Below are 25,516 nucleotides of genomic sequence, written 5' to 3' on the forward strand. Positions count from 1 at the left end.
ATGATGCCGTATTAATTGTAGGGACACGGCATCAGAGATATTTGGGACAACTGGAAAATATTAATGATGCCGTATTAATTGTAGGGACACGGCATCAGAGATATTTGGGACAACTGGAAAATATTAATGATGCCGTGTCCCTACTACAAATTGGTAGTCAATCTAGCTTGTCTGAGAATAAAATTGAGAAAAGTTTCTTCTTGAGAAATAATGTTAGCAGTAACTTCCATTCCGGGTTGCAGGGGATAATAGCGATCGCTTTTCACCAAAAAACTTTTTTCCGGTTCAATCGTCACTTCGTAGTAAGGAGAAGCTGGATCTGCACTAGTATTTTGTGGTGTAATTGCATCAGCACTAATTGAAGTAATTTTTCCGCGCAAAATTCCATAATCCGGGTAAGGATAAGCTGAAATTCTTAATTGTACAGTTTGACCGATTTGTACGCGAGCAATATCTTGTACCGCCACTCTTGCTCTTACTAACATAGCAGTATTAGCGGGAAGAATTTGCGCCACTTGTTGACCAGTTTTTATCTGTTGACCTATACTTTGTAACTCCAATTTAAGAACTTTGCCTGAGATGGGAGTACGTACCACAGCATTATCTAGAATTTGGGAAACTTGGTAATATTGGCTTTGGGTAGTATTGAGTTGTTCTTCCAAGCTTTTGTAGCGACGAAACAAGTACCAAATGTTACTTGAATTAGGATTTTTGGCTCTATACTGATTTATTTGCGAACCAAGTTGGGCAAGTTGAGCACTTAGTTGATCTACTTGCTTTTTCAGGTTGTTTCTTTGGTTTTTTAAGGGAACATCATCTACCTTGGCGATCGGATCTCCCGCTTTAATATCCTGATTTTCTTTAACCTCAATACTTTTCACCTTTCCCTGTGTTGCTGACTCCACAAGTTGCAGTTCACTAGCCGGACGAACCATTCCCATTGCATCTACAGTTGTGTTGTATTTAATCACCGCAGATAACCCTAGTGCTACACCAAATGTAGCGGCTAAACACAACCCTGTTAACTTCGCCCACCGACTAATTGGAGGTAGAAATTCATCGCTTTCTAAAGGATTGAGTAGGTTGGAATCAAATCTATTACTCATGATGGCACTCAGTTAGTTTAGCTGAAAAATTTTTTTTTAACTACCCGCATGAACCTTCCGGATGGGAGTGGGTAACGCAGGGAATCTGTAACTGAATTCGCAAGGTAGAGCAACAAATCAGCAAAACTACTAAGCGACTTTTCGCCCTTGTCATCTTATATGGAGTTACTCATGGATAACCAACAAATTGAAAAACCAGAACTTTTTACTGAGTTAAATTCTGAAGAAGCTGCTAGCGTTAACGGTGGTTGCTACTACGGTGGCTACGGCTACCGTCGCTACCGTCGTACTTCCTACTACGGCGGCTACCGTAGTTACTACCGCCCCTACCGCGTCTATTATCGCACCTACTACTACCGTCCTCGCACCTACACCTACTACCGCGCTAGCTACGGTTACGGTGGTGGCTACGGTTGCTGGTAAGGCTGGATGTGTGAGTTAGAAATCTGAGCAATTAGATAGTTTGCAGACATCTTAAAATTGCTCAAATTTCTATACAGATGTAACTCGGAACGGGACTAAAAACTCACAAGAACACCTATCTATATGATGGGTGTTTTTTTCTGATTTGTGTTGGATAGCGATGAATAGCTAATGAGAGCATCTCACACTAATACAGATTATCCGATGAAATACTCAGTTGTTTTACAACATAGTGAAGAAGATTGCGGTGCAGCTTGTCTAGCTTCTGTTGCTAAGTCTTACGGGCGTTTGTTAACTCTTAACCGCATTCGAGAAGCAGTTGGTACAGGTAAATTAGGAACTACTTTGCTAGGTTTAAGGAGGGGTGCTGAAGCTTTAGGTTTTAATGCCCGAACTGTGAAAAGTTCCCCGGAAATTCTCGACCAGATGAATGATGCACCATTACCAGCTATTATCCACTGGATGGGAACTCACTGGGTTGTTTTGTATGGGCAGCGAAAAAAGAAATATGTAATTGCCGATCCGGCTGTAGGAATTCGCTATATTACTAAAGAGGAATTAACCGAAAACTGGGAAGATTGGGTAATGCTTTTGTTAGAACCCGATCCTGTCCGCTTCTACAATCAACCGGAAGATAAAATTGGTGGTTTTAGTCGCTTTTTTGAACGGGTTTGGCCTTATCGCACTTTATTATTGCAAGCATTACTGCTAAATATTGTTCTCGGTTTTCTGTCTTTGGCTTCGCCTTTTTTGCTGCAAGTTCTCACTGATGATGTGTTAATTCGGGGAGATATGCAGTTACTTACTGGTGTGGCGATCGCAGTCATAGTCATGAACCTTTTTAGTAGCGGTTTAAGTTTACTGCAATCTAATTTTATCGCTCACTTTGCCCAAAGATTAGAATTAGGCTTAGTCTTAGAATTTGGCAGACAAATCCTTCGTTTACCTCTAGCTTATTACGAAGCTCGTCGCAGTGGTGAAATTGTTAGTCGGTTGCAAGATATTCAAGAAATTAACCAGTTAGTTTCTCAAATTGTTGTTAGTTATCCAAGTCAGCTATTTGTCGCCAGCATTTCTTTTATTTTTATGCTGGTTTATAGTTGGAAATTAACCATAGCTGCTCTGATTATTGCCGCCTTAATGACGGTTTCCACTATTGTTTTTCTGCCTAGTTTGCAACAAAAAAGTCGCAATCTTTTAGTTCAAGAAGCAGATAACCAAGGTGTTTTAGTGGAAACTTTTAAAGGCGCACAAACTCTGAAAACTACTAACGCTTTTGCTCAATTTTGGGAAGAAATTCAGAGCCGATTTGGTCGGTTAGCAAATCTCTCTCTCCGTACCACTCAAATTGGTATTATTAATAATGTCTTTTCCGAGTTTGTTTCTGATAGTGGTGCCGTAGCTTTACTTTGGTTAGGTAGTTTGCTAGTAATCAACAAAGAGTTAACTATTGGACAATTACTAGCATTCAATAGTTTAAATCAGAGCTTTACAGGTTTAATTACTACTACTATCGGATTTGTTGATGAATTTGCTCGTGTCCAAGCAGCTAGCCAACGTTTAACAGAAGTCATTGATGCTACCCCGGAAGCTGAAGGAGATCCGAAAAAACCTGAAGCAATTATACCAGGAAATTCTGCGATCACTTGCAGTGATGTAAACTTCCATTATCCGGGAAAAGTAGAATTACTAAAAAACTTTACTCTCACAATTCCTGGAGGTAATGTAGTTGCAATTATTGGTAAGTCTGGCTGTGGTAAAAGTACTTTAGCGAAAATGATTGCTGGGTTATATCCTCCGCAATCTGGTAATATTCGCATTGACATTTATAATCTGCAAGATTTAGCTTTAGAATCTTTCCGTCAACAGGTTGTTTTAGTTCCTCAAGATGCCCATTTTTGGAGTCGTTCAATTATTGAAAATTTCCGTTTAGGTTCACCGCAAGTGACTTTTGAGCAAATTGTCAAAGCTTGTCGTATTGCTGGCGCTGATGAATTTATTAGCCAGTTACCTGACAAATATCAAAGTGTTTTAGGTGAATTTGGTGCGAATATTTCCGGGGGACAAAGACAAAGGTTAGCTATTGCGAGAGCGATAGTAAACGATCCATCTATTTTAATTTTAGATGAGTCAACGGCGGGTTTAGATCCGGTGAGTGAAGCGCAAGTTTTGGAAAATTTACTAAGTCATCGGCGGGGAAAAACTACAATTTTAATTAGTCACCGTCCCAGAGTTATTAATCGTGCTGATTGGGTGATTTATTTGGATCAAGGACGATTAAAGTTACAAGGTACTTTGGAGGAATTACGCGCTAAACGTGGCGAACATCAAGGTTTTTTGAATCCTTAATTTTTGCAGGCTTTACAGATCTACAGATCCCCGACTTCTTCAAGAAGTCGGGGATCTGAGGCTTGTGGTTTCTGATGGTAAGATTAGGGTTAGGGCGCGATCGATAATTTCTGCTTTATCAACTAATTTTTCTAATTCTTCAGTTTCATAAAGTCCTTCTGCTAGTTCTAAGGAAGCTTCATCAATGGCATTTAAAAAAGCTTCTTCCAGTATTTCATTTAATTCTTCTGGTGTCAGGTAATAACCTCCAGCTTTACGATGTTTATTTTCTCTTTTAATTTCCCTGACTGAGTTACGGATAGACACTTCCCAAGAACGAGTTGTCCGGTTTTCCGCTTGCTGTTTAATTAGATGCAAAAGCAAAATAATTGCATAGCTACGAATTTTACTAATAATATCTTTTTTGCTCATTTCCTCAAGTTCTTCTACTATGGCTAACGATCCTTTGATGTCGCCTTTTAGCAGGAGTTGTTTTAGTTCTAGTAATTCTTCCATAATCTTCTCCCTTACCTCATTTATTAACAAATTCTGGTAAAGTATTGGCTTCAAACCAATACTCAATCAAAAGTTGAATGCTACGCATTAATTTATTAACATTAATCGGTTTAATAATGTAGCTGTTAACTCCTTGTTGATAGCAAATTTCCACATCTTTGGGGTTAGAAGATGTCGTAAATACTACCACAGGAATCATATTCAGGTGACGATCTTGTTTAATTTGAGCTAAGACATCTCGTCCATCAATTCCTGGTAAATTCAAGTCTAGTAAAATAATCGATGGGCGGGGTGCTTTTTCTGGATCAGTATATTGTCCTCTGTGATAGAGAAAGTCTAACGCTTCATCGCCATCTGAGCAACGGTAAATCGCTTGCGTAACTGACAATTTCTTTAATATACGTTCAAAAGCAAAAAAATCCTCATCACTATCTTCAACAACTAAAAAAGATTGATTCGTAGAGGTATTCATGAGATGAGATCGATGTTAATTTTTAGCTAGTGGTTAGTTTATCTTGGCAAGGTAAAGTAAAAGGTACTTCCTTCGCCAAAGATAGACTCTACCCAAATTTTACCCCCATGTCGCTCAACTATTTTCTTGGCAATTGTTAAACCTGCGCCTGTCCCACCACCGTACTTTTTTGGTCCATGTAGACGTTTAAAAATGCGAAAGATATTTTCGAGATGATATTCACGAATCCCTATACCGTTATCACGCAGGTATAAAACGATCGCTACTTCCCCCAATTCTTCAGTATCTTTACGAGATTGATTTTCCAAATCTAAAAATCCGATTTCTATCCATTTTTCGGTGCGATCGTTATATTTAATAGCATTACTAATTAAGTTACTAAAAACTTCGTTAATTTGGATGCGATCGCATCTTACTCTTGGTAAAGGTCGAGGTATACGAATTTCCACATTAGACATTGGCAAACTTAACTTCAATACATCAATTACATTTTTAACTAAATCATTCAAATCCGTTCCTTGCCAAGCTAATTCTACCCGTCCCAGTCGCGAGAAATGTAGCAAAGAATCGATCAAATCCTCCATTCGCTGCGTCAGACGGACTAAAGTTTCTAATTTAGAAACTCCTTCTTCATGCAAAACCTCTGCATAATCTTCAATTAAGAAACTAGCATAATTATGAATTCCCCGTAATGGTTCTTTTAAATCATGAGAAGCAATATAAGCAAAAGCATCTAATTCATTATTACTACGTTCTAACTCTACGTTGATTTTTGCTAGTTCATCGGCGCGACGCAAAACAATTCCGACAATGGCGCTACGCAGTTCTAAAACTGCTTCAATTTCGCAAGGTTTCCACGCCAAAGATTTGCCTTTTACTGTTTCTTGCCAAAGGCCAAAAGATTTGCGCGGAGACAGGTGCAAAACATTATCTTCTTTTACTTCTACGGGTTTATTAGGATTACCACCCCAGTTAACAGTTTGGATTACTTCTGGACGAAACCACAAGATATAATTACGATTAACCTTCGAGATTGCTAAGGCAATTACTCCACTAACAATTTGCTGATATTTTTGGGCTTCTGGATACTCTTTAGATAAAGCATCAGTGTGAAATAAGTTCCCTTCTATTTTATTTTCAATCCATTGAAGTAAGGTTTCTAAATCTGTAGTTTCAGGAGTTTGACCGATCGATTTCCATTGATTATTCTCACAAATAGCAACTCCCTGAGCACTAGTTAAGGCTAACAAATCTAGTTCTGATTGGATTAATCCATCTACAAGATCTTCATTTTGAGGAATCGATTCCATAAATTTACTCAGAATCGATTTTAATTTAATTTTATAATCTAGGTCTTCATTATCTTCTTTTCCTCGCAATTCCCAGGAGACAACCTGACCTAAAAATTCGCAAGCGGTGCGGATTTCATAGCTAAGATATTTAGTAGATTCATGATGGCAAGCAATTAAACCCCACAGTTTTTTGTTTTTAATTAATGAAATGGACATCGATGCACCAACGCCCATATTATGCAGGTATTGAATATGAATTGGTGAGACGCTGCGAAGGACGGCGAGACTTAAATCTGTGGGGGAATTAGTCAGGGGATTTAGTTGGGGAATTAGGGGAACAGGTTGATAGTTAGCATCGGGAATTAACCGCAACCAATTGCTTGTATAAAGTTGTTTTGCTTGCTTGGGAATGTCTGATGGAGGATAGCGCAAACCTAATAAAGGTGTGCAATCTTCTCGTTTCGCTTCGGCAATTACGGTTCCTGCGCCTGTGGCATCAAATTGATAGACCATTACTCGATCGAATTCCGTAATTTTCTGCACTTCACTGACAATAACGTTACACATCTCTGATAATTTTGAGGTGTTTTGCAGTTTGCTGATTGTTCCCCGAACTAAATGATAAAATCCGAAAAAATCAGAACTTTTTTGGGTCTTAGCTGGCTCTAATTCCAAAAATAAAACGCCGTCAAAGCGGTGAATAATTCCATCGAAAATGACAAATTTACTTTTTTTCTTAAGTGTTAACTTCAAGGGATTAACATTTTCAAAATCCGATTGTAAGCATTTTTTTATTGCCTCTAGTTGTTTGGGTATAAGTAGTTCTTCTAAATAAGTGTTTAATAATTGTTCTGGCTGTTTACCAATAAATTGAGTTGTATTTGCACTAACTTGAATTATTTTTAGTTCTGGTTCTTGTAAAATCAACATAAAACCATGAGGTTGAATTGAACCAGGAATGTGGATTGGTTCGCGATCGCAGTTACTTAAATCAATTGTTTCAGAAATAATAGTCGAATTGTTACTCATTTTTTAATTACTGATTATTGGTAATCAAATTGTTACTTTGGAAAAGTGGCAGTGTAACTGTAAAAGTCGCACCTTTTCCTTCTCCGGGACTGGCAGCTGTTACCGTTCCGTTATGTAGTTCAACTAAATTATAGACGATCGCTAATCCTAAACCTACCCCATCTTTAGAGGATTTGCTACTGCTATTTTCTTGCCGGAAATACTCGAAAACATGAGGTAAAAAATCTGCACTAATTCCTTTACCCGTATCTGTAACTCGAATTTCTGCATAACCATTTTCTGCGCTAGTTGAGTTTTTTTCTCCTTGCTTAGTTACAACTGAAAGTTCAACTTCCACTCTGCCACCATTAGGAGTAAATTTAATGGCATTAGTCAACAGATTCGTCATAATTTGCTGCAATCGATGAACATCACCAAGAATTTGCACATCTCTATCCCCTATTTTCGAGGTTAATTTAATATTTTTCTCTTCTGCTGATAATTGTAGATTAGTAATAGTTGCATCAATAACATTAGCCATATTAACTTGGTTAATACTGATATGTAAATTCCCTCGGATAATGCGCGAAAGGTCTAACAAGTCGTCAATTATTTTATTTTGAATTTTCGCATTACGTTCAATTGCTTCCAGTGCATTTTGTATTGTATTATTATCGAAATTACGAGTTCTGAGCAAGGTAGCCCAACCAAGAATTGTGGTCAGTGGAGAACGTAATTCATGAGATACGATCGCTAAAAACTTATCCTTAGTAAGATTAGCAATTTCCGCCTCCTCACGGGATGTTTGTGCTTCTAATAACAGCTTTTCTCGTTCCTTTTCTAACTGCTTTTGCTCGCTAATATCTAGTACAAAAGCCACGCCGCGATCGCGAGATCCTGGTAAATAGGCAACAGCCAATAAAATTGGTAAGCGTTTCCCATTTTTACAGATATATTCTTTAGCAAATGGCGCACAGGAACCCGTTTTTTGTAAACACTCTAATTTCTCAGCTTCTAACTCTTGATATTCCAGTGGTGTAATATTATGATAGTAAATTTTTTCAGCTATTAATTCTTCTCGACTGTAGCCAGTCATCCGGCAAAATTTTTCGTTAACATCCAAGATTTTTCCAGTATTATCCCAGAAAAAAATCCCCATTATATTCGATTCAAAAACACCGCGAAACAATGCCTCACTTTGCCGCAAAGCTTCTTCTGTCCGCTGACGTTCTCTTAATTCATTGTACATTTGTTGATAAAGTTCTGATTGCTTAATCGCAATAGCAACTTGAGTGGCTAATTGCTGTAATAAAGCAATTTCTGAAAGTTGCCACTCTCGCGTTGTTGCACAATGATGAGCAATTAATAATCCCCATAATTGATGATCTTGCAGAATTGGTACTACTAAGTTTGCCCGTACCTGAAATTGACTCAGTAAATTTAGATAACAAGGCTTAATTCCTTTCTGGGAAAGATCGCTTTTACTGGTGACTAAACCCTGTTGGTAAAGTTCAATATAGGTTTCCTTAAAGCAGGGGTCGTATATACTTCTATAAAGGATGGAAGTCCATTCAGAACCAACAGATTCTGTAACTACAACACCACTACCATCTGCTTGTAAACGGAAAACGATGACGCGATCGGTTTGCAGAAATTTTCGCACTTCCGTTACAGTAGTGTTAAGTACTTCTTCTAAATCTAAGGATTGCCGAATTTGTTGAGCAATTTGATTAACTATTCTTTCCCGTTCTATTTGTCGTTGTTTAGCTATTTCTGCTTCTTGACGGGCGGTAACATCGCGCCAACAAACAACCATCCCATCACCTAATTTACTGATTCTAATATCGAAGAATCTTGTTGAATATTGTTTACCAAAAACATCTGAATAAATCTGAGATTCTTTAATTAACGGTTTTCCCGTTTCCACAACTTGACAATATTCGGCAAATAATTCACTTTTATACTTATTAGGGAATACTTCGCAGAGAAATCTTCCAATATCCTTGGGAGTCATTTGATTACTTGCTAAGGCAGCTGCATTCAAATAATCAATCCGAAAATCTACTATTTGCCCTGACTCATTCCGTATTGCTGAGTAAATACCGAAGCAATCTAGCATATTTTCGACAGATGTCTGAAAACGCTCTTCACTGGCGCGTAGTTGACGGCGTAATTCTGTATTTTCGATCGCCGCGTGCATTGCTAATCTTAAACTATCCGGCGTAATTTGCCGTTTAATTAAATAATCTTCCGCCCCGCTTTTAATTGCTTTAGCTGCTACAGCTTCATTACCTTGCCCAGTAATCATAATTACAGGTGGACATTTGTCGCCTACCTGCGTTTGCAACTGTGTCAAAAACTCTAACCCATCTAAATCCGGCAGTAAAAAATCTACTATTATACCATCTATTGCATTATTTTGACATAGTGCCAGTGCTTCTTCTGCTAATTCTTCTTCTAAAATGATGTAACTATTATTTTGGTCAGCTTGTAGATATCTGCGATAGGTTTCCCGATCGTGTTGTGTATCATCAATTATCAAAATAGTGCGCTGCTGTTTTGGGGACATGATTCATTATTAAATGTCAAATATTACTTTTTGACATAAATTTATTTAATATTTGTTAGCAATTGTACCAAACAAAAAAGCCCCTGCAAAGGGGCAGAATATACTGAAAAATCAGGTTTTCATTTACTTACCAATTTTGGGTGCAGAAGTGAATTTCTGAAGCGCCATTGGCAAAGGATTCGCAGGTTGAGGATTTTCCACTAAATTTGGCACAGCTGCCCGTAAACGTGCTGTTAATTGTTGCGTACTTGCATCATAGATTTGCGTCAGCATTTTGGGATAGAAACCAATCCCAATAATGGGCACCAACAAACAAGAAATGATAAACACTTCTCTGGGCTCAGCATCAATTAAAGCCTCGTGTTCTACTAACTCTTTATTTTCCGGCCCATAGAAGATTTCGCGCAACATTGACAGCAGATAAATTGGTGTCAAAATCACACCCACTGCTGCCAAGAAAACAACAATTACCTTGAAAGTCGGATTATAAGCATCGCTGGTAGCAAAGCCCACAAATACCATTAATTCAGCCACAAAACCACTCATTCCTGGCAATGCTAAAGAAGCCAAAGCACAAGCAGTCCACATGGAAAACATCTTCCGCATTTTCTGACCAACACCACCCATTTCATCTAGCATTAATGTGTGAGTGCGATCGTAAGTTGCCCCGACAAGGAAGAACAAACTCGCCCCAATCAAACCATGAGAAACCATTTGTAACATTGCCCCACTCAAACCTAAATCGGTAAACGAGGCAATCCCAATTGTCACAAATCCCATGTGAGAAATGGAAGAGTAAGCAATCTTCCGTTTCAAGTTTCTTTGGGCAAAGGAAGTTAAAGCGGCGTAGATAATATTTACCACGCCCAAAACTACCAACACAGGCGCAAATACCGCATGGGCATCAGGTAACATTTGAGCATTCATCCTAATTAAGGCATAACCGCCCATTTTCAGGAGAATACCAGCGAGTAGCATGTGTACTGGTGCGGTAGCTTCGCCATGTGCGTCGGGTAGCCAAGTATGGAAAGGAATAATCGGCAGTTTGACGGCGTAAGCAATGAAGAAAGCCGCATACATCCATAATTGGAAGTTGATAGCGAAGTCTTTAGCGGCGAGGGTACGCATATCGAAAGAAACGTTATCGCCGTAGAACGCCATCGCCAAAGCTGCGATTAAGATAAACAGGGAACCACCAGCCGTGTAGAGGATGAACTTGGTAGCGGCATAAAGACGTTTTTTCCCGCCCCAGATTGCCAACAGTAGGTAAACTGGAATCAATTCCAATTCCCACACCAAGAAGAATAGCAACATATCTTGGACGGCAAACACGGCGATTTGCCCACCGTACATCGCCAGCATTAAAAAGTAAAACAGCTTTGGTTTCCAGGTTACAGGCCAAGCTGCCAAAGTTGCCAGCGTAGTCATGAAGCCAGTGAGTAAGATTAGGGGCATAGAGAGCCCATCTGCGCCTACTGACCAATTTAAATCGAGTTGGGGAACCCAAGCATAGCTTTCAAACAGTTGTAAACCGGGTTTACTTAAGTCGTACCCGGTGTAGAAAGCGTAAGAAATCAGGGCAAAATCGAGTAAGCCGATAATCAGGGCGTACCAACGTACTGTTTTGCCTTCTTTGTCGGGGATGAAGGGGATTAGTAGGGATGCTGCGATCGGAAACAGTACGATCGTCGTCAGCCAAGGAAAATTAGCGGTATTCATTGCGAGTCAGGTTATTAAATTTCTAGAACTTAAAGGGTAATCTCGTCTGATTAATTTAAGACAAGATCTACTCTCGCCCATACCATTTTTATTACTAAGTTACGAAATATGCTTATTTCTTTGGTTTTAATTCCAGAGTTTTGGGAGTTGGGGACTGGGGGAAAGTTTTGAGTTTTGAGTTTTGAGTTTTGAGTTTTGAGTTAGGGAAATAGTTCTAAGTTAATGAGCTTCCCAAGAGTCCCAAGAGTCTCCCAGTCAAGAGTCCCCAGTCAAGAGTCCCCAGTCCCCAGTCCCCACTGCTAGGTGACGCTGAAGGCGATAACGCCGACTAAAACAGCAGCGAATACGATTAGGGCGTAGAACTGTGCTCGTCCTGTTTCAAAGTATTTTAGACCTTCGCCGGAAAGTAGGGTGACTAGACCTGTGAGGTTAACTACACCGTCTACTACTTTTAAGTCTACTTCCATGACTGCCCTGGCTAGGCGACGGCTACCTTGGACGAAGAGGACATCGTACACTTCGTCGAAGTACCATTTGTTTTTGGAGATTTTGTAGAGTGAGGGAATTTTGGCTGCGATCGCACTCGGATCAATTTTACCCATCAAATACATCAGCGAAGCCAAGGTAATCCCAATCAAGGAAATGCCCACAGAACTACCAGCCATAATCAGGAACTCTGTAAAACCTTCCTGTGCTGCTTCTGCTGGTACTTCGGCAACTATTTCACTCGCTGGATGGATGAATTCTTCAAAGTAATTGTGGAATGGTGTTCCTACTAAACCAATTAACACCGATGGAATTGCCAAGATCATTAATGGCAAAGTCATGGTAATTGGTGATTCGTGCGGTTCATGACTATGACCGTGACCTTCATGGGCTTCATGGTCATCATGACCTCTAGCTTCCTCGATCGTCAATTCTTGAGGATTCATCGCACCTGGGCCAAAAACTAAACCTTGGCTTTGCAGAACTTCCGCTTTGATGGTGTTCTTCACGCTGGCTTCATTACCCCGGAACTTGCCTTCAAAGGTAGTGAAGTACATTCGGAACATATAAAAAGCGGTGATTCCCGCAGTTACCCAGCCAACGATCCATAAAATTGGACTGACGGCGAAAGTAGAACCTAAAATCTCGTCTTTTGACCAAAATCCGGCGAAAGGAGGAATCCCGGAAATTGCCAAAGTGCCAATCAAAAAGGTGATTGCGGTAATGGGCATATACTTCCGCAAACCGCCCATCATTCGCATATCTTGAGCATAAGCGGGGTCGTGTCCGACTACTCCTTCCATGCCGTGAATCACTGACCCAGAGCAGAGGAACAGCATGGCTTTAAAATAAGCGTGGGTCATGAGGTGAAATAGTCCAGCGCTGTAAGCACCGACTCCCATCGCCATCACCATGTAACCTAGCTGAGACATGGTGGAATAAGCCAAGCCTTTTTTGATGTCATTTTGAGTAATTGCGGTTGTTGCGCCCACGAAGGCGGTTACAGCCCCCGTCCAGGCAATGACGCTCATTACTACTGGGATGCCTTCAAAGACGGGATACATCCGGGCGATTAGGAATACGCCAGCTGCCACCATTGTTGCGGCGTGGATTAACGCAGAAATGGGGGTGGGGCCTTCCATCGCGTCTGGTAGCCAAACGTGCAGGGGTACTTGGGCGGATTTTGCCACTGGGCCCATGAAGACTAAAACGGCGAATAGTGCGGCTAGTCCAGCAGCTAATTGTCCAGATTCTACGGCGGCTTGCAGACGTTCGCCCATGATGGTGAAGTCAAAGCTGCTAGTTGCCCAATATAAACCGAGCATACCTAGTAATAGGCCAAAGTCACCGACTCGGTTAGTAACGAATGCTTTTTGACAAGCGTCGGCTGCTGGTTTGCGATCGTACCAGAAACCAATCAGCAGGTAGGAACACATCCCGACGAGTTCCCAGAAGATATACACTTGCACGAGGTTGGAGCTAACTACCAAACCTAACATTGAGGAGCTAAACAAGCTGAGGTAAGCATAGAAGCGAACATACCCCGGATCGTGTGCCATGTAGCCGTCGGTGTAGATCATGACGAGGAAGGCTACGGTGGTGACGATTACTAACATTACTGCTGTTAGGTGGTCGATCGTATAGCCCATCGACAAATGAAAATTCCCCGCTGATGCCCACTCTAGAGTCTGAGTGTAGGGTGCATGACCAGTAAACTGACTCCAAAGTATCGCAAAGGAAAGGGTCATTGCCGCTCCCAGCAGGGAGACGATAAACACCGCGTTCAGCTGTCGTAGTTGGCTGGTAAATTTGCTAAACGAAATCAGCCCGATGCCGACTATCATCGCCCCCAACAATGGTAGGACTGGTATTAGCCAAGCATACTGATATATCAGTTCCATCACTGATGCCTACTTTATATAATTTAACTTTTTGATCAAACTGTGAACAATTGTGACACACAGTTGATAGGTTCATCTCACCATAAAATAACCAACACAGGTAAATCTGGGTTGGCTTAAGGAAAAATTCACACCATTGCTACTCTATTAAGCAAAAAACATTTCTTGAGAAATACGCCATTAAGTAGGGTCTAGGGAAAAACTCTAAGGAAAGTAAAGGGAAAATTTATCCTTGACTTTCCTTGGAGTTTTTCACCTTAGTTGCCTTGCCTCTGTACTAGGTACTTTAAGCGAACTCAGGAATTAATATGACAGGAGAGAGATTCTAACAACTGATAGTTGCTAGATTCTGTGTAGCTTTGCAAAATCATTTCTAATGCTGTATCGAGATCGTCTCTACCTCGAAAGTGCTCGAAGCGATAGAGAATCTGACCTGCTTGAAACAACATTAGAGTAGGTAAGGTTTTTAGTCGATATTTATTCGCTAGTTTAAAATTTTGGTCGGCGTTGATATCCACTAATTTAAACTTGCCTAACGATTCTGCCTGAAAACGAGTCAATTGGGGGTTAATCAGGCGACACAAACCGCACCAAGGAGCCCAAAAATGAACCAATACTGGTGTGGGAGACTCTAAAACTTCTGGTGTAAACGTCCGCTCGTTAACTGACAGTACCATGACCCTCAAGATGATAACGTATAGGTTTTTTTTATTTGTCTTGGGATCATGCTACATCGATTCGGGATCGTCTGACTCAGAAGTTTTGATAAGCAATTTAAGGTTTGGGGATCAGTTTATCTTGTTGAAGTGCCAGAAAACTAAGGGCTGGGCTGAAGTTATGAGTTTTGAGTTATGAGTTTTGAGTTAAGAATTTTAGGGACTGGGGACTCTTGACTGGGGACTGGGAGACTCTTGGGACTCTTGGGAAGCTCATTAACTTAGAACTATTTCCCTAACTCAAAACTCTCTCACTCAAAACTTCCCCAACTCTTCCCAACTCAAAACTCTCTCACTCAAAACTCAAAACTTTTCCCAGTCCCCAGTCAAGAGTCCCCAGTCCCCCTTACCAAGCAACCCTAGCGGTGGCATCAATCAATATGGGATGTAGCCACCAGAAGAGGAGAACGAAGACGGCTACTCCTGCGTATGCGGGGCGGAGAAATTCTTGCCATTTTAGGGTTTGTTTGCCTTGGACGATCGCTAAAAATGGCACGATCGAAGTCCTTTCTTTAACTGCTGCGAACGCTTCGCCGTAACGGGCTAGTAGTCGGCGATCCCCGTGCCAGACTCCAAAGCAATGGTGTAAAATCAAGCCGATTGACGTAACTAGGGTAAAAGTGGTACCAATCCAGATGGTGTGAGCAATGCACCAGATTATCTGTCCGACCATCTGGGGATGTCTGGTAATCCGAATGATGCCTGTTTCGTAAAGGTGTACAACTGGTTTTTGAATGGCGGCAATTTCCAGTAGGTTAAAGGTTGCAGGGTACAGAAAAAGGAAAGATACGGCAGATAACACCCAAACTAAGGGTTTTATTCCGGGTATTCCTTGAACCTGCCACATTTGTAAGCCGTCATACCTATGGTTAAAAAAGTAGATGATTAACACAGTGGCTAGGGGCAAGCTGACTAGGGCAAATAATATGCGGTACATTCTAGGGCCAATTAATTTTTCTCCCCAAGGACGCAATGCTGCTAATCCACTGTGAGCGATCGCAAAAGTTAACAACAGTCCCAGGATGATTCCGTGACTGGGTGTGAACCAAGTAAATAACATTACAGAGTTTGAAGAATTATCAATCGATTCAATTACAGCACAAACCATGTCAGAAATAACTCGAAAGAAGACTTTTCTTGGGCGGTATTACTTCCTATATGTACCTAAGATCTCTAAACTGTATTAGTAATTAAGCGTTTGAGTCAAACCCCTTTTAACCGGGTTTGTCGTCTTCTGGCTCCTTTTCACATTCAGGTTTAGCCGTATGACCGACCTTCCTTTTACTTTAGATCAGTTGCGTATTCTCAAAGCGATCGCCGCAGAGGGAAGTTTCAAACGCGCCGCAGATAGTCTGTATGTCTCCCAACCCGCTGTTAGTTTACAAGTGCAGAACTTGGAAAGGCAATTGGATGTGCCGTTGTTCGATCGCGGTGGGCGCAGGGCACAATTAACAGAAGCAGGATATCTCCTGTTGAGCTACGGCGAAAAGATTCTCTCGCTTTGTGAAGAAACTTGTCGTGCGATCGAAGATTTGCAGAATCTCCAGGGTGGTACCCTGATTGTGGGAGCCAGCCAAACTACTGGAACCTACCTGTTACCTCGGATGATCGGAATGTTCCGGCAAAGATATCCAGATGTGTCGGTACAGTTGCACGTCCACTCTACAAGGCGCACCGCTTGGAGTGTAGCTAATGGACAAGTTGATTTGGCAATTATTGGCGGCGAAATTCCCTCGGAATTGAACGAATCTTTACAAATTCAGCCTTATGTAGAGGATGAGTTAGCGTTAATTATTCCGGTGGTTCATCCCTTTGCTAAATTGGAAATTATCCAAAAAGAAGATTTGTACAAGCTAAATTTTATTGCTCTCGATTCTCAATCAACTATTCGTAAGGTAATCGATCAAGTACTCACTCGTTGTGGGATTGATACTCGCAGGTTGAAAATTGAAATGGAACTTAATTCCATAGAAGCAATTAAAAATGCTGTACAGTCGGGTTTGGGTGCAGCTTTTGTTTCAGTTTCGGCGATCGAAAAAGAACTGCAAATGGGAATTCTCCATCGTGCCAATATTGATGAAGTGGTGATCAAACGAATGCTGTCGGTGATTTTTAATCCTCATCGTTACCGTTCTAAAGCAGCAGAAGCTTTTAGCCAGGAAATTTTGCCTTCGTTTGCTATGCCGGGATGGAGCAAAGAAATCGTAGAAGCTACGGCTAATCTGGCTAATTCTCACAAAACTGCTGTGCTTCCTCAAGCTGGTAAAATTTTTCCGGCTAATGGTAGCTAGCCTTTGCAGTTGCCAAAAGCTCAAATAAACAATCCACTTTTATGGAACTTTACTGCACTCGTTCAGGTTGTCCTCGTCCGGTGAATAGTTTCGCGGAACTCGACGATTTAACTGTTCTTAAACGAGTGTCACAAAAGTATTGCACTGCTTGTGGGATGCCGTTGATTTTAAGAGATCGTTATTTACCGGGGAAATTGTTGGGTAAAGGAGGATTTGGGGTGGCGGTTTTAGCACGCGATCGCGATACTCCGACTAAGCGTAGTTGTGTGGTAAAAGTGTTTCGCCCTCCTGAAAACTTAACCCCTAATCAACTCCAAAAAGCACAAAATTTGTTTGAACGGGAAGCAGCAGTTTTAGAACAGCTGGGAAATGAACATCCTCAAATTCCAGAGTTATATGCCTTTTTTGAGCTAAGTGTTCTTAATCGAAGTTTGGGAAAAGAAGAGCAATTTTTTTATTTGGTACAAGAGTTTATCAATGGTCAAACTTTAGAAGAGGAACAGAAACTAAAGGGGAAATTTTTGGAAGATGAAGTGGTAGAAATTTTGCGGGAAATTCTCCCGGTTTTACAATTTGTGCATGAAAAAGGGACGATTCATCGCGATATTAAGCCTTCTAATATTATGCGCGATCGCCAAGGTCGTTTGCATTTATTAGATTTTGGCGCAGTTAAACAAGTAACAAGCGTACCGATTTCGGAAAATTCTCACAAATCTACAGGAATCATTTATACTCAGGGATATGCTCCTCCAGAACAAATGAGTGGTTTTCAAGTTTATCCAGCGACAGATTTATATGCTCTTGCTGTGAGTTGTTTAACTTTACTAACTCGTAAATCTCCTGGGGAGTTATATGATTCTTACAACAATGAATGGCGATGGCGAAATTATGTGCAGGTGAGCGATCGATTAGCTAATATTTTAGACCGAATGCTTTTACCTGCACCCCAACAACGCTTTGCTTCCGCAGAAGAAGTACTAACAGCACTTAATAGCAAATCTGCTTTAGCATCAATTCAATCGCAAGTAACGCGATCGCTAATTCAAAAACCACAAAATCCACCTATCTCCCAACCTGCATCCCCGTTAGTTCCATCTTCACCTCGACCAAGATTCTCTTTGTGGGAAGTGCTCGCAGGAGCAGCATTTACCGGATTTGAAGGAGGTTTGCTGTTGATAGCTTTACGTTTTCTACCTATTCCAGCAGGTGTGAAGATGGGTTTATGGGGGATGATTTTGGGAGGATTGATTTTTGCTCAAAATCGCCGCCTGATTGAAAAGTTTGATTTATTGATTATTGCTGGTATTACATTTGCTTTGGTTGGGTTCCTGTTGCGTGGTCGAGGTATATTATTTATAATTGGATTACCAATTATAACGGGGTTGGTGGCGATCGCTATTACTATTTTATTCCGGTTAATTTACAAACTAGTTTCCCGATTTTTGTAAGTATTAATAGTCACCAATCCATTATCCAGTTTCTTATGTCTCAAAAAAATGAAACAATAAGTTTGATTTTTGCCTTATTAATTACTCTGGCATTGTTAAGTGCGATTATTTGGTGGTTGACTCACAGTTTCGGTTTTAACATTGATAACTTCAGTCAACAAAACCCTAATAATTCCACTTCTAAAACCTCAAATTTAAGTACTGACTTTGCCCAAGTAAAAAACGTGCCTTCTGGATTATTTAACTATGGAGGTAGCACTTCTTGGGCACCAATTCGACTATTAGTAGATTCAGCTATTCAAGGAGCAAGACCTGAATTTCGACTGCGCTATACCAATCCAATTGGTAGTCCTCCCGGTTCCAGTATTGGAATTAAAATGTTACTCAACGGTCAAATAGCTTTTTCTCAATCTTCTCGACCCCTAACTGACCAAGAATATCAGCAAGCACAACAACGCGGTTTTCGCTTGCAACAAATTACTGTTGCTATTGATGGTTTAGCTATAGCTGTTAACCCAAGCTTGAACGTTCCCGGATTAACTGTTAACCAATTAAGATCTATCTACACTGGCAAAATTACTAATTGGAAACAAGTAGGTGGCCCAAATTTGGTAATTAAACCTTTTTCTCGCCCTAAAGGTTCTGGTGGAACGGTAGATATGTTTTTAGAAGAAATTCTTAAGGAGAAAAATTTTACTCCCAATGTGGAACTTATTGACACGACAACTCAAGCGTTACGGAAAATCGCTAATACTCCGGGAGGAATTTATTACGCTTCTGCACCAGAGGTAGTGCCGCAGTGTACTGTTAAATCAATACCTATAGGTCGCAAACAAGGCGAATTTGTCGCACCTTATCAAGAACCGTTTGTACCTTTGTCTCAATGTCCAACTCGACGCAATCAGTTGAACTTAGCTGCTTTTCAGCAAGGTAAATATCCTTTAACGCGCAATTTGTTTGTGATTGTGAAACAAAATGGTCAAATAGAGCAGCAAGGGGGTGAAGCTTACGCTAATTTGTTGCTTACTGACGAAGGTCAAGAATTAATTGGCAAAGCTGGTTTTGTACCTATCCGTTAGTTGAGATTAGGTTAGAAAATTTACTTTTAAAGAGCGTAAGGATGATTTATATAAATATTTGTCTACTTTTGCAAAATAAAGACTAAATAAAATCATAATAGACTTGAGTAATGCTGATTTTTACACTTGTTTATCAGCGGTGATGGTAGGTGTGGCAGAGTGCGATCGTCATGGTATGGCTTTAGCAATTGGAGAAAATGGGGAATTTCAACAGCTATGCAGAGAATTAACAGCGCAAAGTTTAATTAACGACACTATTTTATGGCAAAAATTGTAGTTACAATTATTACCATTAGCCAAAACTTCTGCTAGTGGAGCCAGGAATGGAGAATTAAATATGGTACATCGAGAGTGGAAAGAGCAAGAGAGGGAAAAAATTGCCAATGTTCTATGTTCTTTTCCCACTCAGCAGGAAAACTCCCAAGCGGAGGAGATCTTATTTTATGAATCACCTGTAGGCATTTTCTACATGAGTTTGGATGGTGGTATCCTCAAGGCCAATCCAGCAATGAGTAATTTGATTGGTTACACGGAAGCACAGTTACGTCGTTTAGATTGTCGGACAATTTCCCATCCAGATGATTTTACTGATGACATGAAGTTTATTCGTCAATTAATTAATGGCGAGTTATCAGGAAAATGTTCTTTGCAAAAGCGTTTTATTTGCCGCAATGGTGCGATCGTCTGGGCGGAAGTGACGATGTTTTTGCGGGAAAATTTAGAAACAGAAGATAGCTATTTGTTGGTGTTTGTTAATGATTTAAGTTATATTATAGAAGCCGAAAAAGAGATTAATGAAAGACGGGAACGAGAAGCATTACTAAGTGAAATTGCGGCGACAATTCGCAACACTTTTAATTTTCCCAAGATTTTGGAAATAGGAGTGACAAAATTACAGACTGCAATGAATGCCGATCGCGTATTAGCTTATCAGTTACAAGCAGATGCTAGTGGTATTTGTACATCAGAAGCTGTAAAACCAGCATATAAATCAATTAAAGGAAAAAGTTTTCCAGCTGAATGTATTCCCCAACGTTATTTGCAAGCTTATAGTCAAGGTAGACTTTGGCATAGCATAGATGTTCGCACTGAGGAATTGTCGGAATGCTATCGACAAATGCTAGAACAAATGGAGGTGCGAAGTATTATGGTGGCGGCGATTCAACAACGGAAAGATAATTCTTTGGAGTTGGAGCAGGGGAAACTTTGGGGTTTGTTGATTGTTCATCAATGTCGCTTACCTAGACAATGGACGGAAGATGAAAGAAAGTTGGTGCAAGCGGTGGCGAATCAAATGGCGATCGCTTTTGAACAAGCAAGTTTGGTACAACAATTGCAAGCTTACACTCAGGAATTAGAAGAAAGGGTGAAAGAACGCACGCTGACTTTAAATCGATCGCTACAATTTGAGCAATTAATTCGTAAGTTAACGGTATCACTACGCCAAGAACTGAAAGAAGATCAAATCCTGCAAACAGCTGTGGAAGGTTTAGTAACAGCTTTAAAAATTGATGGTTGTTGTGCCATGCTGTTCCAAGCAACCGAAGAAGTACTAGAAGTAGAACATGAGTATTTTAAAGATCGGCAATCTTCTGAGATTGTTAATAACGAAGTCTCACTGGTAGGGAAACGCTTACTACTTAAGGAATTACCAGAAAATTGTCGTGTTGCATTGTTAGCGGGAAAAACTTATTTGGGTTTAATTCCCTTCAACAATAGTCAACCCGAAACCAGAGCAAATATGGTGTTGATTAGTCCAATTTGGGATACCCAAGGTTTAATTGGAGGAATTGCTTTATTGCAATCTCAACCCCATCATTTTAGTCAAGATGAAATTATTTTAATTGAACAGGTAGCCAGTCAATGTACCTTAGCAATTCGTCAATCTCGCCAATTGCAACTTTTGCAAGCAAAGAATCAAGAGTTGTCAACTTTAAACCGGGTAAAAGGAGAGATTATTGCTAATACTAGTCATGAGTTACGCACGCCTTTAACGGCAATTTTGGGCTTTTCTAGTGTGCTGTTAGAACAATGCTTCGGCCAACTCAATCCTAAACAAAAGGAATATGTGGAGCGAATTTATAGCAGTGGTCAGTATTTGCTGGAATTGATTAATGATATTCTCGATATGTCTCGGATTGAGGCTGGACGTTTGGAGTTAGATCCGCAAATTGTGTTTATTCATGAGATAACAGAAAATGTAATTGGTTTAATCCGGGAACGAGCGATCGCTCAAGGTATATCTTTAGAAGTAGAAGTAGCTAGCGATTTAGAATTCTTGGTTGCCGATCCGATTCGCCTCAAACAAATTTTAATTAACTTACTGACTAATGCCGTGAAGTTCACGCCAAAAGGAAGTGTTGGTTTAAGAGTTTATCGTTCTCCCGAGACTGTTAACAACTACACTACGGAAAATGTAAATTTTACCGTTTGGGATACTGGGATTGGGATCGATCCTAATGACCAAGTAAAACTATTTTCTCCGTTTTCTCAGATTCATACTTCTTTATCACGAAAATTTTCGGGAACTGGTTTGGGTTTAGCGATCGCCCGGAAATTAGCAGAACTTCATGGCGGATCGATTACCCTAGAATCGCGCCTCGGAAAAGGTGCCAGTTTTACTCTGCAATTGCCACTTTTTCCCACCTCTTCTCCAACTTACGAATTAAGTTATCAAGGGGATGGAGGGCAAAGGAGTTAGTTTTGAGTTGTAGGGCAATTCATGAATTGCCCGTACAGAGTTTTGAGTTAAATTGCAAAGAAAACTCAAAACTTAAAACTTAAAACTCATAACTTTTCACTTTTCCCTTCCCTCACCAAAATTTCCTGCAAGGGCGATCCCATAGCCCTTCTAACGACGTAGTGCTGTATCCGCAGGCAAACAGATGAGGTTATCATCTTGGGTGAGGATTAATCCGCGTTGCCGTAGTTTACCCATCAGGCGGGTAACAGTGACGCGAGTCGAACCGATCGCGCTACCAATTTGAGCATGAGTTAATGTCCAAGGTAGACTGTAACCTTGTTCTGCGGGTTCGCCGTATTCTTCTATTAACAGTGTGAGGAATCCTAAGAGGCGATCGATCGTCCGGCGCTGTCCCAAAGTACTCAACCACAACAGTTTCCGTTGGTGCTGATAACGAAATGCGTCCAACACTTCCCGGCGAAAATGAGGCCAATTATCTAAGTCATGCCAGTACATCCAAATTACCGAAGTTTGGTCAATGTGAGCATAACTATGTAGGGTAAAAGGCGATTGAGCTACAATTTCAAAAGGTTGTCCCGCACCAATGAAACCTAAAAAGGCTTCTTCCTGGTTCATATTGGCGATGGCGCGTCCGCCTAGATTACGATGAGTTGCACTAACTTGAGCAACTCCTACCATTCGCACTGCACCTCGCTGCACTAAGTAAAGTAGTCCCGGACGGGCGGGAATTTTTTCATCTTTGCTAAAAGTTCGGCAGCGATAGTGTTCATTCGCCCAGTCAAGAATGCGCTGCCATGTCAGAAATGGGCGTGCTGGTTCAGGACGTAGTGCTTCTGAATTTATTGTGTTTGGTTCTAAGGAAACAGATTGTGGGAGCATAGCTTTGAGTGTCAACTAAATAGTGTATTATTATTACCTTCGTCATCGAGGGAGATTTTACTGTTCAAACTCAGTCAAATTAATGTCATTTGACCAAGCTTGATTCATACTATCTTTATATAAGTTTTACTAGATTTTTAAAGTAATAAAGGATACTTTAGAATGAATTAATCAATCTGTAATTTGACTTTTATATTTGTTATATTTGATGCAATCTACGTCTGTAGATAGATGGCAAAAAAGAAAGGTAAATTGGCTGTGGGCTTGCTTGTTCATGAATCAGAGTTTACTAACCACCAAGTTCCCCGCCGCTAAACGGTTTTTGCTGTTCTGGCTGAAAAGGACAATTAATACAGTACCACATCAGCCAAATTTAATACCGGGGCTACTTTTGGCTGAAGAACAGAACTACATCAGCCAAAAGGATGATTTAGATACTTCAATTTTAGAAAAAAAATGTAGTCAGATTAGGGAACAATTAGTTACAAAAGGTAATCTTTTTTTGACCAGAGTACAGAAGGACACAGTAGTAGTTTACATTTGTGCGATCGCTTTCAAAGAGTCTCAATCATGGGGAACATCGCCAATAGATGTTGCTACCCAAATAGCGGATCAGTTTTCCTACTTATCGAGTCAAGAATTATCTGATGACCCCAAAAAATATTTCACACTCAAAGTAGTACCTCCTGGTTGGCTGCACTTACAATTAACTGATTTAGGAATTGCTACTTGGTTGCAGAGTTTAGCAGAAGGGCAGCGGGGCGGGGGAGCAGGGGGGCTCCAGGGACAAGGGGAATTTTTGCCTTCTGCCTTTCCCAGTTCCGGGTCCCTTTTCTCTGTGCAATATGCTCATGCGCGTTGTTGTTCGCTGCTGAGGTTAGCCCAACGCGAGGGTTCATGGGGAGCGATCGCACCTGACGCTATTCCCTGGTTAAATGAGAAAGGAGAGTTGCGATTAACCCATCGGGGAGAATGCAGCTTAATTTCTCAACTCTTTTCTGCCTTAGATGCGATGTACTGTCCCGCATCATCAAAAAAGTTGAATTGGGAAAAACTCGCACAGGAAATTAGCTTCTCCTGGGAAAACTTTTATCGCCAATGCCGCATTTGGGGCGAGGTAAAGACAGAAGTTCCAGAACTAGCCCAAGCAAGGTTAGGTTTACTCATGGCTACCCAAACAATGTTGCAACTGCTGTTAGAAGACTGTATAGGCGTTACCGCACCTCTGGAATTGTAGTTGGGGACTGGGGTAAGTATTGAGTAGGGGCAATTCATGAATTGCCCCTACTCAATACTTACCCTTGTACCCCTGCCCGCTTGCCTTCCCCCAAGGGTTCTATGCCAAAAGAATAAAAATTTTCTTAAAAGGGGTGACAAATTAAAATACCTCCTGTATAGTTACAGATGTGTGAGGAGCGAACCAGCAAGAGAACCGAGACGAAACACGGCCAGTCGTCGGTTCTCTTTCTGATTTAAGGGGTTTTTTTAGAGGATGAATTTCTCGATCGCAGCAACTACCCCATCTTCCTCGACGCTGGGGGCTACCCAATGAGCGATCGCTTGGACTTCCGCAGGGCCACCACCCATCGCTACGCCAATACCTGCATATTCCAGCATTTCCACATCATTGAAATTATCACCAACAGTCATGACATTGCTAGCTGACAATCCTAAGATTTCTTCAGCTAAATAACGCACAGCTGCACCTTTGTTTACCCAAGGGTTAGTAGCTTCAAAAAAGGTAGCTACAGATGTGGTGAGGTAAAGTTCTGCTGGGGTATATTGTTTTCTGAGCGTGCCTAAAAGACGTTCGATCACGTCAGTATCGTCGCTCAATGCTAATATTTTTGTCGGTTCATTCTCCGTATCTAAAACTTTTCGTAAGTCACCGACTGGGATGCGGGGAACGTTGGAACGTGCGGCATAAATTTCGGTTTCTGGGGTAATTTCTCGGACATAAAGTTGATCGTTGATATAAAAGTGAACGGAAAGTAGCGATCGCAGTTCTGGTTGTTCAAAGTAATCTAATAACCGCAATGCCAAATTTTTAGATACAGGCCAATGACGTAAAACTTTGTCTGTGGCAGGATCTTTTATGAGTGCGCCTTGGTATGCCATCAGTGGCAGATCGGAATTGATATCTTGATGAAAGCGTAAGGCGGAACAGTACATTCTGCCAGTGGCGATCGCAACTTTTACGCCTTTAGCTTGGACTGCTTTTATTGCTTGTTTAACAGGTTGGCTAATTTGATTAGATTCTCCTGCGATCGTCCCATCAATGTCAAGAACTAAGAGTTTAATTTCCGAGTTTTCTGCTGTTAATCGCTGGTTAATTTCTCTATTCATGATTTAGTTGTCGGTTGTACTTTATTGTAGGGTGCGTTAATAACGCACCATCCGCTAAATTTAACGCAAATTGGATTAGATAGATAGTAAGTAGGTAGATGTAAATAAAGTGAAAACCAAGGCGGGGCGGGGGGGCCCCCCCCCACAAGAAAAGCCGTGTTTTGGGGGGGGGCGACGGCCCCCCCCCGCCCCATATTAAGATTGTGAGAGTGTTTTTTTGGGCGGAAGGTGTG

At 40.9% G+C, this 25,516-nt stretch carries 19 protein-coding genes; 8 read left to right on the forward strand and 11 right to left on the reverse strand.

All coding sequences use genetic code 11. From position 1 onward, the window contains the following. Positions 1-143 precede the first annotated feature (143 nt). Positions 144-1,106: an HlyD family secretion protein gene (locus ACE1CC_RS15375; RefSeq protein WP_413271308.1), complete on the reverse strand. Its 963-nt coding sequence runs from the start codon at positions 1,104-1,106 to the stop codon at positions 144-146. Positions 1,107-1,277: 171 nt separating this feature from the next. Here ACE1CC_RS15375 and ACE1CC_RS15380 point away from each other — a divergent pair, with 171 nt between their 5' ends. Next, positions 1,278-1,529 carry a hypothetical protein gene (locus tag ACE1CC_RS15380; RefSeq protein WP_413271309.1) on the forward strand — a complete coding sequence of 84 codons (252 nt, stop codon included), beginning with the start codon at positions 1,278-1,280 and terminating at the stop codon, positions 1,527-1,529. Positions 1,530-1,733: 204 nt separating this feature from the next. Further along, complete coding sequence (locus ACE1CC_RS15385; protein WP_459563852.1) at positions 1,734-3,878, forward strand: peptidase domain-containing ABC transporter; 2,145 nt, start codon at positions 1,734-1,736, stop codon at positions 3,876-3,878. A gap of 39 nt (positions 3,879-3,917) precedes the next feature. Here ACE1CC_RS15385 and ACE1CC_RS15390 read toward each other — a convergent pair whose 3' ends face one another. From ACE1CC_RS15390 to ACE1CC_RS15425, 8 genes are all read right to left on the reverse strand, one after another. Beyond that, a complete protein-coding gene (locus ACE1CC_RS15390) occupies positions 3,918-4,373 on the reverse strand; it encodes a DUF29 family protein (RefSeq protein ID WP_413271311.1) in 456 nt (151 codons plus the stop codon). Positions 4,374-4,389: 16 nt separating this feature from the next. Then, positions 4,390-4,845, reverse strand: coding sequence for a response regulator (locus ACE1CC_RS15395; RefSeq protein ID WP_413271312.1), 456 nt, complete (start codon positions 4,843-4,845; stop codon positions 4,390-4,392). A 38-nt stretch (positions 4,846-4,883) separates the two neighbouring features. Further along, positions 4,884-7,166 carry an ATP-binding protein gene (locus ACE1CC_RS15400; protein WP_413271313.1) on the reverse strand — a complete coding sequence of 761 codons (2,283 nt, stop codon included), beginning with the start codon at positions 7,164-7,166 and terminating at the stop codon, positions 4,884-4,886. Positions 7,167-7,173: 7 nt separating this feature from the next. Continuing rightward, complete coding sequence (locus ACE1CC_RS15405; RefSeq protein ID WP_413271314.1) at positions 7,174-9,714, reverse strand: ATP-binding protein; 2,541 nt, start codon at positions 9,712-9,714, stop codon at positions 7,174-7,176. Positions 9,715-9,837: 123 nt separating this feature from the next. Then, complete coding sequence (ndhD1, locus tag ACE1CC_RS15410; protein WP_413271315.1) at positions 9,838-11,433, reverse strand: photosynthetic/respiratory NAD(P)H-quinone oxidoreductase subunit D1; 1,596 nt, start codon at positions 11,431-11,433, stop codon at positions 9,838-9,840. 299 nt (positions 11,434-11,732) lie between these two features. Further along, positions 11,733-13,820, reverse strand: coding sequence for an NAD(P)H-quinone oxidoreductase subunit 5 (locus ACE1CC_RS15415; RefSeq protein WP_413271316.1), 2,088 nt, complete (start codon positions 13,818-13,820; stop codon positions 11,733-11,735). Between the two features lie 296 nt (positions 13,821-14,116). Further along, positions 14,117-14,497 carry a thioredoxin family protein gene (locus ACE1CC_RS15420; RefSeq protein WP_413271317.1) on the reverse strand — a complete coding sequence of 127 codons (381 nt, stop codon included), beginning with the start codon at positions 14,495-14,497 and terminating at the stop codon, positions 14,117-14,119. A gap of 385 nt (positions 14,498-14,882) precedes the next feature. Continuing rightward, positions 14,883-15,596, reverse strand: a complete 714-nt coding sequence (locus tag ACE1CC_RS15425; RefSeq protein WP_413271318.1) for an NnrU family protein — start codon at positions 15,594-15,596, stop codon at positions 14,883-14,885. Positions 15,597-15,801: 205 nt separating this feature from the next. Here ACE1CC_RS15425 and ACE1CC_RS15430 point away from each other — a divergent pair, with 205 nt between their 5' ends. The 5 genes from ACE1CC_RS15430 to ACE1CC_RS15450 all read left to right on the forward strand — a co-directional run bounded on the left by ACE1CC_RS15430 (position 15,802) and on the right by ACE1CC_RS15450 (position 22,055). Beyond that, positions 15,802-16,827: a LysR family transcriptional regulator gene (locus ACE1CC_RS15430; protein WP_413271319.1), complete on the forward strand. Its 1,026-nt coding sequence runs from the start codon at positions 15,802-15,804 to the stop codon at positions 16,825-16,827. A gap of 41 nt (positions 16,828-16,868) precedes the next feature. Continuing rightward, entirely contained in the window at positions 16,869-18,275 is a 1,407-nt protein-coding gene (locus tag ACE1CC_RS15435) for a protein kinase domain-containing protein (RefSeq protein ID WP_413271320.1), read from the forward strand. Between the two features lie 35 nt (positions 18,276-18,310). Continuing rightward, the gene (locus ACE1CC_RS15440) at positions 18,311-19,354 is read left to right on the forward strand and encodes a PstS family phosphate ABC transporter substrate-binding protein (RefSeq protein WP_413271321.1); all 1,044 of its coding nucleotides are present in this window, start codon (positions 18,311-18,313) and stop codon (positions 19,352-19,354) included. A gap of 103 nt (positions 19,355-19,457) precedes the next feature. Then, complete coding sequence (locus ACE1CC_RS15445) at positions 19,458-19,631, forward strand: hypothetical protein (RefSeq protein ID WP_413271322.1); 174 nt, start codon at positions 19,458-19,460, stop codon at positions 19,629-19,631. 60 nt (positions 19,632-19,691) lie between these two features. Next, positions 19,692-22,055, forward strand: a complete 2,364-nt coding sequence (locus ACE1CC_RS15450) for a sensor histidine kinase (RefSeq protein ID WP_413271323.1) — start codon at positions 19,692-19,694, stop codon at positions 22,053-22,055. Positions 22,056-22,205: 150 nt separating this feature from the next. On the opposite strand, the gene ACE1CC_RS15455 is transcribed toward ACE1CC_RS15450, so the two are convergent. After that, positions 22,206-22,937: a Crp/Fnr family transcriptional regulator gene (locus tag ACE1CC_RS15455; protein WP_413271324.1), complete on the reverse strand. Its 732-nt coding sequence runs from the start codon at positions 22,935-22,937 to the stop codon at positions 22,206-22,208. 274 nt (positions 22,938-23,211) lie between these two features. Here ACE1CC_RS15455 and ACE1CC_RS15460 point away from each other — a divergent pair, with 274 nt between their 5' ends. Next, complete coding sequence (locus tag ACE1CC_RS15460) at positions 23,212-24,174, forward strand: DALR anticodon-binding domain-containing protein (protein WP_413271325.1); 963 nt, start codon at positions 23,212-23,214, stop codon at positions 24,172-24,174. A gap of 248 nt (positions 24,175-24,422) precedes the next feature. On the opposite strand, the gene ACE1CC_RS15465 is transcribed toward ACE1CC_RS15460, so the two are convergent. Further along, positions 24,423-25,283, reverse strand: a complete 861-nt coding sequence (locus ACE1CC_RS15465; protein WP_413271326.1) for a Cof-type HAD-IIB family hydrolase — start codon at positions 25,281-25,283, stop codon at positions 24,423-24,425. Positions 25,284-25,516 lie beyond the last annotated feature (233 nt).

Origin of the sequence: Floridaenema aerugineum BLCC-F46 (assembly GCF_041929345.1) — a bacterium.
In the GTDB taxonomy this organism is placed as follows: domain Bacteria; phylum Cyanobacteriota; class Cyanobacteriia; order Cyanobacteriales; family Aerosakkonemataceae; genus Floridanema; species Floridanema aerugineum.